The following is a 13,095-nucleotide window of genomic DNA, read 5'->3' on the forward strand; positions in this document are numbered from 1 at the left end:
GTGAACACGGTTGTCCAAAATCATTGCAATTACGAACCAAAAGGGCGGCGTCGGCAAGACGACGACCTCGGTCAACCTGGGAGCGTCGCTCGCTTCTTTGGGGAAGAGAGTGCTGTTGATCGATATCGATCCGCAGGGCAATTCGACGAGCGGGATCGGCGTCAACAAAGCGGACGTCCAATATTGTATCTACGACGTATTAATTAACGATATTCACCCGAAAGACGCGATCGTCGATACGAACATTCCGAATTTGAAAATGATTCCGGCCACCATCCAATTGGCCGGCGCCGAGATCGAGCTCGTGCCGACGATTTCCCGCGAGGTGCGGCTGAAGAAGTCGATCCAGCTCGTGCGGCATATGTTCGACTACATCTTGATCGATTGTCCTCCGTCGCTCGGCATCTTAACCGTAAATTCGCTCACGGCCTCCGATTCCGTCATCATTCCGATCCAATGCGAGTATTACGCGCTCGAAGGGTTAAGCCAACTGCTCAACACGATTCGCTTGGTGCAAAAGCATCTGAACACGTCGCTTCAGATCGAAGGCGTGCTGCTGACGATGTTCGACGCGAGAACGAATCTAGGCATCCAAGTCATCGAAGAGGTCAAGAAGTACTTCCAACACAAGGTGTATCAGACGATCATCCCGAGGAACGTTCGATTAAGCGAGGCGCCCAGCCATGGGCAGTCCATCATTACGTACGACCCGAGATCGAAGGGTGCAGAAGTCTACATGGAGCTTGCAAAGGAAGTGATCTCCATTGAATAAGAGATTGGGCAGAGGATTGGATGCGTTAATTCCGGCGCTAAACATCAAAGAAGACGATAAAATCCTCGAAATATCCGTCTCGCAGCTGCGGCCGAATCCGTATCAGCCGCGGAAGCACTTCGACGACGACAGCATCGCCGATTTGGCCGGCTCCATTAAGGAGCATGGCGTCATCCAACCGATCATCGTACGCGCCGTAGTGAAGGGGTACGAAATTATCGCCGGCGAACGCCGTTGGAGAGCGACGCAGCAGGCGGGCTTGGCGACGATTCCTGCGGTCGTCCGCAATTTTTCCGACCAACAAGTAATGGAGATCGCGCTGATCGAGAACTTGCAGCGCGAGGATCTGAACGCGATGGAAGTGGCGTTGGCGTATCAGAACTTGATCGACACGTTCTCGTTGACGCAGGAAGAATTGTCGGCGAAGGTCGGCAAGTCCAGATCGCACATCGCGAATTTTCTTCGGTTGCTTTCCTTGCCTGCGAAGGTGAAGGAATATGTTTCACGTGGAACATTGTCGATGGGACATGCGCGCGCAATCGCGGGCATGAAGGACGAGAAGGCGATCCTTGAATTGACGGAACGGACGATCGTCGAACAATGGAGCGTACGCGAGCTGGAAGAGGCGATTCGGAAGCTGGAGGATCAGCAGAAGAAGCAGCCGAAGCCGAAGAAGATCAAGCGGGACCCGTACATTCACGCGTTGGAAGAAGACTTGAGGGATTATTTGAAGACGACGGTGAAAATTAAGTCGAATAAGGAAAAAGGCAAGATCGAAATCCTATATTACTCGAACGACGACCTGCAGCGATTGTTAGAGATCATGCAAGGGAAATATACAGGATAAGCGAACAAAGCCATGCAGCATACCGACGAATCCGAGAGGATCGCAGGTATGCTGATTTCATGTTTGGAGGCGGATGGAATGGACGTGTACTATTTCGACAACGCCGCGTCGTCGTGGCCGAAGCCGCCGGGCGTCGCGGAAGCGATGGTCGAAGCGATGGCGGCATACGGCGCGAACCCGGGGAGAGGAAGCCACCGAATGGCGGTGGAGGCGAGCAAGTCGATGTTTCGGACGAGGAAGAAGCTGGCGACGTTGTTCGGCATTCGAAATCCGAACGATATCGCGTTCGCTTTAAATACGACGATGGCGCTCAATACCGCGATCCTCGGGTTCGTGAAGCCGGGGGATCACGTCGTATGCACGGCGGTGGAACATAATTCCGTTCGTCGTCCGCTCGAATGGCTGAAATCGGAGAAGGGCGTTCGAGTAACGTACGTAACCTTGTCGGAGGACGGAAGCCTGGATCCGATGGACGTGAAGAGAGCGATGGAGCCGAACACTCGACTGATCGTGGCGAATCACAGCTCCAACTTGCTCGGCAGCGTCTTGCCGATCGAGGACATCGGCGGCATCGCGAAGGCGCACGGCGCGGCGCTGCTCGTCGATGCCGCCCAAACGGCGGGCGTGCTCGAAATCGACGTCGCGCGGATGGGCATCGATATGCTGGCGTTCCCGGGGCATAAAGCGTTGTATGGTCCGCAAGGAACAGGAGGGTTGTACATCTCGCCGGAGCTGGAGGTCGATCCGATCATCGTCGGGGGGACGGGCAGTCAATCGGAGGCGATCGGACAACCGACGGTCCGTCCGGATCGGTACGAATCGGGTACGCAGAACGGTCCGGGAATTGCAGGATTGGGCGCCGGCTTGGACTTCGTCCTGCATGAGACGCCGGCAAACATCCATACTAAGGAATGGACGTTGACCCAGAGGCTCATGGAAGGATTGCTTCGCATGGGAGGCATGCGCGTGTTGGGGCCGAGCGTCGGAACGCAACGGACGGGAATCGTATCATTCGTTACGGAAGACATCGACAGCGCCGAGCTGTCGTTCATCCTGGACCAACATTTCCGAATCGCGGTCCGAGCCGGATATCATTGTACGCCGCTTGCCCATCGGACGGCCGGAACGGAAGCGACGGGAGCGGTGAGAGCGAGCGTCGGCGCGTTCTCGACGACGGAGCATGTGGAATATTTCCTTGAATCCATGAAGCAGATCTTGCAATCCTACCGGAACAAGGGCTAGAGACAAAGACGACGGGGGGAGAAGCGTCATGGGGGAAACAGTTGTGTTCGAAGTGCCGCTTGAGGGGTGGATTTCCGCCGGCACCGTACTAATTGTATTATTATTCGTATTATGGATCGCCGCTCTCGTTCGGATCGGCAGACTGAAGCGCCGCCTGCACGCGTTCGTGGACGGAAGCGGCATGCCCGATTTGGAATCCGTCATGCGACAGATGCATGAAAGGATGAACGCGCTGGCGTCGAAGACGGAAGCGCACGGGCACGCGATCGAGAAGCTGGAAGCGAAATCGGGTCGGATGAAATCCAACGTAGGGGTCGTTCGCTACAATCCGTTCGAAGATCGGGGGAGCGACCTGAGTTTCTCGGTTGCGTTCCTGGACGATCGCGAGGACGGCGTCGTGATCAGCGCGCTGCACAGCCGCGACGAAAGCCGCGTCTATGCGAAGCCGCTGGAGGCCGGGGCGTCAGGATATCCGTTGACGCCCGAGGAGAAGCGAGCGATCACTCAAGCGAAGCCGAAGCTCTAGAGGAGGAGAAGCGTTCCTCCGCCGCAAGCCGGATCGATTCGGAGATGACGTCCGCCATGTTGACGACCAGCGAGAGGCGCGTATTCTGAAGGACGAAATATTCCATGAATCCGCCGACGTTCACGATGCCCGTGACATGGTAATCGCCGACGGGAGGCAGCTCCTTGTTGACGCCGGCTCCCGGCTTTACGGGGCCGTCGCCCGCTTGAATGCAGCCGACGCTCGACAGTTGGCCGAGGCACGCGTCGATGGCTACGATGAACGGATTGCGGTGCGATCGCTGGATTTCTTCGAGCCGATCGGTTAAGTTGACGGCATGTACCGGCTCGTCCAAAGTGCCGTAGACCGGGATGTTCGAGTGCTTATGTAGCGAGCTGCCGACGAGCGGTCCCAGGGCGTCGCCCGTGGAACGGTCCGTGCCGACGCAGACGACGACGATCGGTTGATACGCCGGTACGGCGGCGAAGATGTGGCGAAGCCGGTCGCTTAATTGACCGACCGCGTCCGGATCCGTGTGCGGAAGCTTCAAGGGCGCCGGGGGCGCCGGTTTTTTGTTCGTCAAGAACGAGAAAGATCCGATAGAAAAGTTCATAGCACTCCCGCCTATCGCTTAGCATGATTGTAGTAGTAACAGTATACGGATGGCGGGCGTTTTTTATACGCGTCATAGGACGCGCTCATAGATTTTTCGATAGAGTCTTACATAGAAAAAGGGGGCCTCTGCGATGCCGGAGCAATACGTAATCGCCTTCGATTCCACGCAGCAGGCGATTCGGACGGAAATGCTGCTCGAATACGCCAATATCGAGATCGATACGCTGCCGACGCCGAAGGAAATCACGGCCGGATGCGCGCTGTCGATCGGATTCGGCGGGGCGGATTTGGGACGGGTGAAGACGATCCTTAGGGAAGAGCGGGTGGAGGTACGAGGCATCTACTTAAAAAAAGAATCCGGGTATGATACGATTGAATTCTAGACGCGAAGGAGGAATTCGATGAGCGAAGGCGTACCAGTCGTAGATTTTATAACCGAGACGACGGCGCTGCTGACCGATCCGGACGTGTGGATCGCGGTGTTGTGGGTCGTCGCGAAGATCGTGGTCTACTTCGTTGCGGGCCGCATCATCGTACGATACGTCGGTCGAGTGATCACCCATATGATGATCGAGCGGAAGACGGACGGAAGAGGGCCGGTGAAAATCGATCCCCGCCGGACGCAGACGATCGGCAGGCTCGTCAACAACGTCGTGTCGTATACCGTCAACTTCATCGTGCTTATGCTGATTTTATCGGAAATCGGCGTCGATCTCGCCCCGCTTCTCGCGGGCGCCGGAGTGATGGGGCTGGCGATCGGGTTCGGGGCGCAAAGTCTCGTGAAGGATGTGATCACGGGGTTTTTTATCATTTTCGAAGATCAATTCGCGGTGGGGGACGTCATCAAGACGGGCAACTTCCAAGGGACGGTTCAGGAAATCGGACTTCGGGTCACGCGGATCAAGAGCTGGAACGGCGAAGTGCATATTATCCCGAACGGGGCGATTCTCGAGGTGACGAACTTCTCGACCAACAACTCCGTCGGGGTGGCGGACGTCTCGATCGCGTACGAGTCGAATATCGAGAAGGCGACCGAGGTCATCCGACGCACCGCGCTCGAAGTGTTCGAGTCGAACGAAAATATGGTTAAAGAACCTGAGGTGCTCGGCGTGCAAGCGCTCGGCGCATCCGAAGTGGTCATTCGCGTTACGTTCGAGTGTAAACCGATGACGCACTTCGGCGTGGGGCGCCAAATGAACGCGGCGATTAAGGAGGCCCTCGAGAAGGAAGGAATCGAGATTCCTTATCCGCGGCTCGTAACGTTCCAAAGATCGGTGTGAAACGGGGGAGAGAGGGATGGCGGAAGCGAAGACGTACGGGCTGGGCGACGTCGTCTTAATGAAGAAGCCGCATCCGTGCGGCGCGAACGAGATGGAGATTATCCGGATGGGGATGGATATCCGCATCAAGTGCCGCGGATGCCAGCACAGCGTCTTGGTGCCGCGGGCGAAATTCGAGAAGCGGTTCAAGAAGGTACTGATCGCGGCGCCGAAGAAAGAGGACGAAGCGGCGACGGAATAACGAGTCGACAAGGTATTGCGAAAGCGGCCGAGCTGTGATAAGATAAGTCCTGTCGTCGCAAAACGGAGAGGTACCCAAGAGGCCCAAGGGGGTTGACTCGAAATCAACTAGGCGGCGCAAGCCGTGCGTGGGTTCGAATCCCACTCTCTCCGCCATACATAAGAAGCCAGTCGGTGCCATACAGGCGCCGGCTTTTTTTGTTGCCGATAGAAACTTTCGTATGCAGCACGCGCTCGAACTCGATTGCATGCCCGCCGCCCCCGATGGGGACCCTAATAGCAGGGGGTGAGCGACATGACAAGGAAACCGAACCGGACCTATAAGGAAAACGACGGCAACAAGTATGAGCATATTCCGAATTACGCCGAGCAGGTGATCAAGAAACGTACCGAACGTCATAACTCTTATAGGGAGCAACAGGAATTAATGATTAAAGACCGATAACCATTCACTTCTCCCGGCTCGCGCGAATACGATATCCCATTACGAAGGCTTTCGCCGAAGTCGGGAGGAGTCTGGAATGGAACGATCGGACTCGAGGCCGACAGCGAAGTGGGGACCTTGGTGGGAATCGTTTTTTTATTTTCTCGGCGCGTTCGCCGGCTGGTTGGCCCATTTCTGCTCCGGCCTTTAACCTTTACCTTTTTAACGTGCGTGAATGATGAAACGAAAAAAGAAGCATGCCCGGGAACGCGCGAGCGCCACGGCCATGCTTCTTTTTCGCCTTAGTGAGAATTGCGCTTCGTCTCCATGACCCAGACGCGATCGCCGTTTTCGTTATCCGGCAGTTTATCGCCTTTCTTCAGCTCGACGCGCTTCGGGTTTTCGACCCCCATGTGCACGGCGTTCTCCCCGACTTCGATGTAGATACCGTTATTCGGCGCCTTGTCGCCTGGATGAAACCGAGTCCGTTCGCCCATCGTCATCACCCCCGTCTATTAGGGTATCCACCGGCGTCCGAAACATGTTTCCCGGAATGTGCCAGCGGGGGAGGGAAATAGGCGCTTGCCCCGCGTTGTCGAATTTGGTATATTAGAGCTTAGTGTGAGTTTATAGCTCTCGCTCCTTGCTCCGCGTTCGTGCGGGGCCATAGACCAAGAGGAGGTGAATTATCGATGCGCAAGTACGAGATTATGTACATTGTCCGTTCCGACGTGGAAGAAGCGGCGGTCCAAGCGATCGTGGAACGGTTCCAAGGCATTATCAATAACGGCGGCGAAGTGACGAAGACCAACGTGATGGGCAAGCGCCGTCTTGCGTACGAGATCAACAAGAACCGCGACGGAATCTACGTGCTGGTGAATTTCACAGCTACGCCGGAAATCGTCAAGGAACTGGATCGCGTGATGCGGATTACGGACGAAGTGATCCGTTTCATGATCGTACAAGACGTAGCGTAAAGCGCCGCAAGGCGTAAAGGTCCGTTACAGGAGGGATTGCGTTGCTGAACCGCGTCATATTAATCGGCCGATTGACGAAGGACCCCGAGCTGCGGTACACGCCGGCCGGCGTGGCCGTCGCGCAATTTACGCTGGCGGTCGACCGACCGTTCTCGAGCCAAGGCGGCGAGAGAGAGGCGGACTTCATTCCCGTCGTGGTATGGAGACAGCTGGCGGAGACGTGCGCGAATTATCTGCGCAAGGGCCGGTTGGCCGCCGTGGAAGGGCGGATCCAAGTTCGCAATTACGACAATAACGAAGGCAAGCGCGTCTACGTTACGGAAGTCATTGCGGACAACGTGAGATTCTTGGAGCGCCCGAACCGCGAAGGTGACGAAGGGGCGCGCGAACCGCAAGGCGGCGGAGGTTACCAAGGCGGAGGCGGCGGCTATCAAGGCGGCGGCCGAAGCGGCGGCGGCGGCGGCCAACGGGGCGGCGGAAACTTCGACCCGTTCGCCGACGACGGCAAGCCGGTGGACATCTCCGACGACGATTTGCCGTTCTAACGTGAACCTTAAGGCAATGCGAAGATAGAACATTTTCCGACGAAAGGAGTTTGAACCGAACATGGCAGAGCAACAAGAGCGTCCGGAACGCGGCGAGCGCCCGGAGCGCGGCGAGCGTAAATTCGGCGGCCGCGGCAAGCGCGGAGGCAAGCGCCGGAAGGTGTGCTTCTTCACGGTCAACAAGATCAAGCACATCGACTATAAGGATGTAGACTTGCTGAAGAAGTTCATCAGCGAGCGCGGCAAGATTTTGCCGCGGCGCGTGACGGGTACTTCCGCGAAGTACCAGCGCGCATTGACCGTTGCGATCAAGCGTTCGCGCCAGATGGCGTTGATCCCTTACACAACGGAATAGGATGTAAATCCGAGGAGCCGTTCCGACAGTCAGATGCGACTGGGGACGGCTTCTTTTCGTGTTCGGAGCGACGCGAGCGAGCGAAAGCGAATGCGATTTGTGTTATAATGCAAACAGTAGCGGCTGAACGAAAGCCGGCGGTAAGGAGCAGGACCATGACGAACGGCAAAGAAATGGACGTCGCCCGCAAGGCGAAGATCATCGAATGGCTGAAAACCGAAATGCTGGACGAAATGGCGCAGCTGTTCCGCGGCTTGTGGGAAGGGCGCCAGGCGAAGATCGTCGACGGATTGGCGAGCTTGATCGTATCTTCTTATCTACTGGCTCGACGTCTTGGCGTCAGCTACCGGGAACTGGACGATACCGTTCTCGAGAAATTAAAAACACATAAACGAGATCATCACCAATTGGAAGAATGGTATGGGGACTTGTCTTCCTTGGAGAAACATCTGGATGGAAGGTGAATGCGGTTGTCCGCTGAACAAGCGTCACTGAAGAAGCATGCCCTCGTCTGGGGAATCGTGTTATTCCTCGTACATCTTTCGTTACTAACGCCGCTGCTCATTATTACGGTCTGGTTCGCAGCGGTACCGGCCGTGCTCTTATACGTGAAGTCGAACCGGGCTTGGTTCGCCGGCGTCTCGGCCGTCTCGTTGATCGTCGGGGCGGCGTTGTCCGGCTCGCTGGCGATCGCGTACCTCGGCATCGCATTGACGACGCTCGTTCCGGGCATCGCGCTCGGGGAGGCGTACCGCCGAAGATGGACCGCCCGGAAATCGATCACGGCCGGCGTCGTCGCCTATCTGGCCGTCTATTTGCTGACGATTCTGATCGCTACGATGATGGGCGTCAACCTGACGACGACGATCGCGGACACGATCCGCGACGGCATGGCGTATTTCCCGGAAAATGTTAGCTCGATTATCACCGACGAGACGCTGCACGAGTTCATTCAGCTAAGCGTGATGATGATTCCGTTCTATCTCATCGCGACGTCGACGTTCCTGACGGTGCTGACGCATACGATCGCAAGAAGAATCGCGAATCGGACCCGCGGCGCGTCGATTCCTCAGCTTCCCCCGATCCGAGATTGGAAGCTGCCGCGTTCGTTCGTCTGGTATTACTTGATCGCGCTGTTCGCCGAGCTGTTCGTCCCGGTCGATCCGGGGTCGTTCCTGTCCACGATCGTCGTAAACATCGTTCCGATTTTGATGCTAGCGTTCGTCGTGCAAGGCGTCTCGTTCTTGTTTTTCATCGGTCATGCGAAGCGGAAAATGTGGATCCCATGGCTCGGCGTCGTCGCCGTCGTATTGTTCAACCCTCTGTTCATGCCGTTCAGCTTGCTCGGCGTCTTCGATACGGCGTTCCCGCTCAGGGATCGGTTCCGTAAATCCTAACGAGTAGGGAGGAGGACGGCGTCATGCCGAAATGGTTGCAAGCTCGATGGATGCGTCTGCACGCGACGATTCCGTTGGCTTTGTCCCTCGCGCTGTCTCTGGCGCTGCTCGGATTTTCCTGGGTCGTCGGCGCGCTGGCGTTAATCGTCGTGGCGGCTGCGACGGTATACGTCCTCCAGGCCGAACGCAAGAGCCGCGAAGAGATGAACGCGTACATCTCCACGATCACGCACCGCGTGAAGAAGGCCGCGAGCGACGTCATCTCCGAGATGCCGATCGGCATCGTGCTCTATGGGGAAGACCGGCAGGTGGAATGGCATAACGGCTCGATCGCGAAGGCGATGGACCGGGAATCGCTCGTCGGCGAGTCGATCACGGCGTTATGGCCCGCGCTGAAGTCGTTGAAGGAGAAGGATAAGGAAGCGACGATCGAACTGACGTTCAACAAGCGATCGTTCCAAGCAAGGGTTCGCCCCGAGGAGCGGCTGCTCTATTTTACCGACGTGACGCAGTATGCGACGCTTGCCAAAAAATACGAGGAAGAACGCATTGCATTCGGGCTGCTCGTACTGGATAATGTGGACGAAGTGACGCAAGGCATGGACGATCAAGCCCGCAGCCTGACGATGGCCACCGTGACGACGGTGCTCAACGAATGGGCCGTCCGCCACCGCTTGTATATGCGACGGACCTCGTCGGACCGATATTTCTTATTGCTGAACCAGAAGGAGCTCGCGACGCTGGAACAAAGCCGCTTCGATGTTTTGGACGAAGTGAAGGACGCGACCGCGCACCTGAAGCTGCCGATGACGATCAGCATCGGCGTGGCCGCCGGAGCGGCGGGGTTGCTCGAGCTCGGGCAGATAGCGCAGACGAGCTTGGACATCGCGCTCGGCCGCGGCGGCGATCAAGTCGCCGTGAAGGTAGGCGACCGCGTAAGCTTCTACGGCGGCAAATCGAACGCGGTGGAGAAGCGCACGCGAGTGCGCGCGCGCGTCATCTCGCACGCGCTGCGCGACTTGATGAAGGAAAGCGATAGGATCGTCGTCATGGGGCATAAGATCCCCGATATGGACGCCGTCGGCGCCGCGATCGGCGTGCTGAAGGCGGCCGAGACGTTCGGCAAGCCGGCGTTCATCGTGCTCGAAGGCGTCAATCCGTCGATCCACCGGATGATGGAGATGATCTACGAGGACGAGGAGCTCACGAGCAAGTTCGTCTCTCCGGAGGACGCGTACCATCTCATTACGCCGAAGACGCTGGCGGTCGTCGTCGACACGCATAAGGCGTCGCTCGTCGCCGAGCCGAAGCTGCTTGGGCTGACGAAGCGTCTCGTCGTCATCGATCATCACCGCCGCGGCGAAGAGTTCATCGGGGAAGCGACGCTCGTGTATATGGAGCCGTACGCGTCGTCGACGTGCGAGCTGGTGACGGAGCTGTTGCAGTACATCCACGACGGGCTGGCGCTCGGCGTGCTCGAGGCGACGTCGATGCTCGCGGGCATCGTAACCGACACGAAGAGCTTCTCGGTGCGCACGGGCTCGCGGACGTTCGAGGCGGCCTCGTTCCTGCGCCGCAACGGAGCGGACTCTTCGCTTATACAGCGGCTGCTGAAGGACGACTTGCCCGGTTACTTGATGAAGGCGGACATTATCCGGCATGCGCGCATCGTGCATAAGCACTTCGCCGTGGCGGTCACGCAGCCGGGGCAGCGTTATCCGCAGCTGCTCATCGCGCAGGTCGCCGATACGCTGTTGAATATGCAAGGCATCGTCGCGTCGTTCGTCGTCTGCGAACGGCCGGACGGCTTGATCGGCATCAGCGCCCGCTCGATGGGCCAGGTGAACGTGCAGCTCATTATGGAGCGTCTCGGCGGCGGAGGCCATCTGACGAACGCGGCGACGCAGCTGGAAGGCTCGATTAAAGACGCGGAAGAACGTCTATTGACGTTATTGAATAGCTACGAAGACAGGGAGGGGCTCTTGGAATGAAAGTAATTTTCCTGCAAGACGTGAAGGCGCAAGGGAAGAAAGGTCAGATTAAAGAGGTTTCCGAAGGATACGCTTTGAACTTCCTCATTCCGCGCGGGCTGGCGAAGCCCGCGTCGGAAGGCAACGTGAAGACGCTCGAGAATCAGAAGCAAGCCGAGCTTCGCCGCAAGGAACAAGAGAAGATCGATGCGCAGGAGCTCGCGAAGCAGCTGGAGGGCATCACGGTCGTGCTGACGTCGAAGGCGGGCGAGGGCGGCCGGTTGTTCGGTTCCATCACGAACAAGCAAGTCGCCGAAGAGCTGGAGAAGATGAAGATCAAGCTGGATAAACGGAAGATCGTGATGGACGAGCCGATCCGCACGCTCGGCGTGACGCAGGTGCCGGTGAAGCTGCATCCGGAAGTGACCGGCACGCTCAAGGTACAAGTCAAGGAAGGAAGTTAAGCGCGATGAACGGGAATGGAGAAACACCGGTTTTCGATCGGATTCCGCCGCAAAATCTGGAGGCGGAGCAAGCGGTGCTAGGCGCCATCTTGCTCGACAGCGTCGCCATCATTACGGTTATGGAGACGCTCAAGGCCGAGGATTTCTACCGCCAGGCCCATCAATATATTTTCGAAGCGATGATCGATCTGAACGGCGACAACGAGCCGATCGATCTGATCACGTTGACGACGCGGCTGCAGGCGAAGCAGCAGCTCGGCGAGATCGGCGGCATTCAATATTTGACCGAGCTCGCGAGCGCCGTGCCGACGGCCGCGAACGTTACGTACTATGCGAAGATCGTCGAAGAAAAGTCGATGCTGCGCCGCCTCATTCGGACCGCGACGGAGATCGTCACGAACGGCTACGCGGCGGCGGACGACGTCGGAAGCCTGCTCAGCGAAGCGGAGATGCGCATCCTCGAAATCTCGAACCGGAAGTCGAGCACCGGCTTCATCTCGATCAAGGACGTCCTGATGGAAGTGTTCGAGAAGGTCGAGAAGCTGTACAACGATCGGGGGAAGACGACGGGCATTCCTTCCGGCTTCCCCGACCTCGACAAGATGACGGCAGGCTTCCAGCGAAGCGACCTGATTATCGTCGCCGCGCGTCCGTCCGTCGGCAAGACCGCCTTCTCGCTGAACGTCGCGCAGAACGTCGCCGTGCGCGCGAAGGAGACGGTGGCCATCTTCTCGCTCGAGATGTCGGCCGCGCAGCTCGTCCAGCGGATTATTTGCGCAGAGGCGAACGTCGACGCGGGACGGATTCGGACGGGGACGCTCGAAGGCGACGACTGGGAGAAGCTGACGATGGCGATCGGCACGCTGTCCGAGGCGGAAATCTATATCGACGATACGCCGGCCATTACCGTCGCCGACATTCGCGCGAAGTGCCGCCGCCTCAAGAAGGAGAAGGGGCTCGGCATGATTCTGATCGATTACCTGCAGCTGATCGCGGGCCGCGGCAAAGCCGGGGAAAACCGGCAGCAGGAAGTATCGGAAATTTCCCGAACGCTCAAGCAGATCGCGCGGGAGCTCGAAGTGCCGGTCATCGCGCTGTCGCAGCTGAGCCGGGGCGTCGAGCAGCGGCAGGATAAGCGTCCGATGATGTCCGACCTTCGGGAATCCGGTTCGATCGAGCAGGACGCCGACATCGTAGCGTTCCTATACCGGGACGACTACTACGATAAAGAATCCGAGAAGAAAAACATTATCGAAATCATTATCGCGAAACAGCGGAACGGGCCGGTCGGCACCGTCGAGCTCGTCTTCCTTAAGAATTTCAATAAATTCGTATCGTTGGATAAATCGCATAGCGATTCGCTTCCTGCGGCAATATAATGTTAGGAATCATCGTTGCTGATCCGAATGTTTTCGAATCCCGAATCGAAAACGTTCGGATTTTTCATTGACTTCCATTCCGA

18 protein-coding genes and 1 tRNA gene are annotated in these 13,095 nt (G+C 57.5%); 17 read left to right on the forward strand and 2 right to left on the reverse strand.

Annotated features, from left to right (window positions below):
- The first annotated feature begins 10 nt into the window (after window positions 1-10).
- The 4 genes from FE782_RS28140 (at window position 11) to FE782_RS28155 (ending at window position 3,387) form a co-directional block, all read left to right on the forward strand.
- Entirely contained in the window at window positions 11-772 is a 762-nt protein-coding gene (locus FE782_RS28140; protein ID WP_138197685.1) for a ParA family protein, read from the forward strand.
- Complete coding sequence (locus FE782_RS28145) at window positions 765-1,619, forward strand: ParB/RepB/Spo0J family partition protein (protein WP_138197686.1); 855 nt, start codon at window positions 765-767, stop codon at window positions 1,617-1,619. The genes FE782_RS28140 and FE782_RS28145 overlap by 8 nt, the downstream gene beginning before the upstream one ends.
- A 78-nt stretch (window positions 1,620-1,697) precedes the next feature.
- Window positions 1,698-2,861 (forward strand): aminotransferase class V-fold PLP-dependent enzyme, encoded by a 1,164-nt coding sequence (locus FE782_RS28150; protein ID WP_138197687.1) that lies wholly within the window; start codon window positions 1,698-1,700, stop codon window positions 2,859-2,861.
- Between the two features lie 28 nt (window positions 2,862-2,889).
- Window positions 2,890-3,387, forward strand: coding sequence for a DUF4446 family protein (locus tag FE782_RS28155; protein ID WP_138197688.1), 498 nt, complete (start codon window positions 2,890-2,892; stop codon window positions 3,385-3,387).
- Here the strand turns inward: FE782_RS28155 and yyaC are convergent.
- Window positions 3,362-3,979, reverse strand: coding sequence for a spore protease YyaC (gene yyaC / locus FE782_RS28160; protein ID WP_138197689.1), 618 nt, complete (start codon window positions 3,977-3,979; stop codon window positions 3,362-3,364). The two genes, FE782_RS28155 and yyaC, sit on opposite strands and share 26 nt — an antisense overlap.
- Before the next feature lie 133 nt (window positions 3,980-4,112).
- Here yyaC and FE782_RS28165 point away from each other — a divergent pair, with 133 nt between their 5' ends.
- The 5 genes from FE782_RS28165 (at window position 4,113) to FE782_RS32460 (ending at window position 5,946) form a co-directional block, all read left to right on the forward strand.
- Window positions 4,113-4,364: a putative Se/S carrier protein gene (locus FE782_RS28165; protein ID WP_138197690.1), complete on the forward strand. Its 252-nt coding sequence runs from the start codon at window positions 4,113-4,115 to the stop codon at window positions 4,362-4,364.
- An 18-nt stretch (window positions 4,365-4,382) separates the two neighbouring features.
- Entirely contained in the window at window positions 4,383-5,261 is an 879-nt protein-coding gene (locus FE782_RS28170; RefSeq protein WP_138197691.1) for a mechanosensitive ion channel family protein, read from the forward strand.
- 16 nt (window positions 5,262-5,277) lie between these two features.
- Window positions 5,278-5,502, forward strand: coding sequence for a DUF951 domain-containing protein (locus tag FE782_RS28175; RefSeq protein WP_138197692.1), 225 nt, complete (start codon window positions 5,278-5,280; stop codon window positions 5,500-5,502).
- A 64-nt stretch (window positions 5,503-5,566) separates the two neighbouring features.
- A tRNA-Ser gene (locus FE782_RS28180) sits at window positions 5,567-5,657 on the forward strand.
- Window positions 5,658-5,796: 139 nt separating this feature from the next.
- Window positions 5,797-5,946, forward strand: a complete 150-nt coding sequence (locus tag FE782_RS32460; RefSeq protein ID WP_158299595.1) for a hypothetical protein — start codon at window positions 5,797-5,799, stop codon at window positions 5,944-5,946.
- A gap of 281 nt (window positions 5,947-6,227) precedes the next feature.
- Here the strand turns inward: FE782_RS32460 and FE782_RS28185 are convergent, their stop codons facing one another.
- On the reverse strand, window positions 6,228-6,422 hold the full coding sequence (locus FE782_RS28185; protein ID WP_138197693.1) for a YjzC family protein: 195 nt from the start codon (window positions 6,420-6,422) through the stop codon (window positions 6,228-6,230).
- 195 nt (window positions 6,423-6,617) lie between these two features.
- Here FE782_RS28185 and rpsF point away from each other — a divergent pair, with 195 nt between their 5' ends.
- The 8 genes from rpsF (at window position 6,618) to dnaB (ending at window position 13,012) form a co-directional block, all read left to right on the forward strand.
- Window positions 6,618-6,902 (forward strand): 30S ribosomal protein S6, encoded by a 285-nt coding sequence (gene rpsF, locus FE782_RS28190; RefSeq protein WP_138197694.1) that lies wholly within the window; start codon window positions 6,618-6,620, stop codon window positions 6,900-6,902.
- 41 nt (window positions 6,903-6,943) lie between these two features.
- The gene (gene ssb / locus FE782_RS28195; protein WP_138197695.1) at window positions 6,944-7,447 is read left to right on the forward strand and encodes a single-stranded DNA-binding protein; all 504 of its coding nucleotides are present in this window, start codon (window positions 6,944-6,946) and stop codon (window positions 7,445-7,447) included.
- Window positions 7,448-7,508: 61 nt separating this feature from the next.
- Window positions 7,509-7,802 (forward strand): 30S ribosomal protein S18, encoded by a 294-nt coding sequence (gene rpsR, locus FE782_RS28200; RefSeq protein WP_138197696.1) that lies wholly within the window; start codon window positions 7,509-7,511, stop codon window positions 7,800-7,802.
- A gap of 155 nt (window positions 7,803-7,957) precedes the next feature.
- The gene (locus FE782_RS28205; RefSeq protein ID WP_238392694.1) at window positions 7,958-8,266 is read left to right on the forward strand and encodes a MazG-like family protein; all 309 of its coding nucleotides are present in this window, start codon (window positions 7,958-7,960) and stop codon (window positions 8,264-8,266) included.
- Window positions 8,267-9,199 (forward strand): YybS family protein, encoded by a 933-nt coding sequence (locus FE782_RS28210; protein ID WP_138197697.1) that lies wholly within the window; start codon window positions 8,267-8,269, stop codon window positions 9,197-9,199.
- A gap of 23 nt (window positions 9,200-9,222) precedes the next feature.
- Window positions 9,223-11,190: a DHH family phosphoesterase gene (locus FE782_RS28215; protein ID WP_138197698.1), complete on the forward strand. Its 1,968-nt coding sequence runs from the start codon at window positions 9,223-9,225 to the stop codon at window positions 11,188-11,190.
- Window positions 11,187-11,633 carry a 50S ribosomal protein L9 gene (gene rplI / locus FE782_RS28220; RefSeq protein ID WP_138197699.1) on the forward strand — a complete coding sequence of 149 codons (447 nt, stop codon included), beginning with the start codon at window positions 11,187-11,189 and terminating at the stop codon, window positions 11,631-11,633. The genes FE782_RS28215 and rplI overlap by 4 nt, the downstream gene beginning before the upstream one ends.
- Window positions 11,634-11,638: 5 nt before the next feature.
- The gene (gene dnaB, locus FE782_RS28225) at window positions 11,639-13,012 is read left to right on the forward strand and encodes a replicative DNA helicase (RefSeq protein ID WP_138197700.1); all 1,374 of its coding nucleotides are present in this window, start codon (window positions 11,639-11,641) and stop codon (window positions 13,010-13,012) included.
- Window positions 13,013-13,095 lie beyond the last annotated feature (83 nt).

Origin of the sequence: Paenibacillus antri (assembly GCF_005765165.1) — a bacterium.
GTDB lineage: Bacteria > Bacillota > Bacilli > Paenibacillales > YIM-B00363 > Paenibacillus_AE > Paenibacillus_AE antri.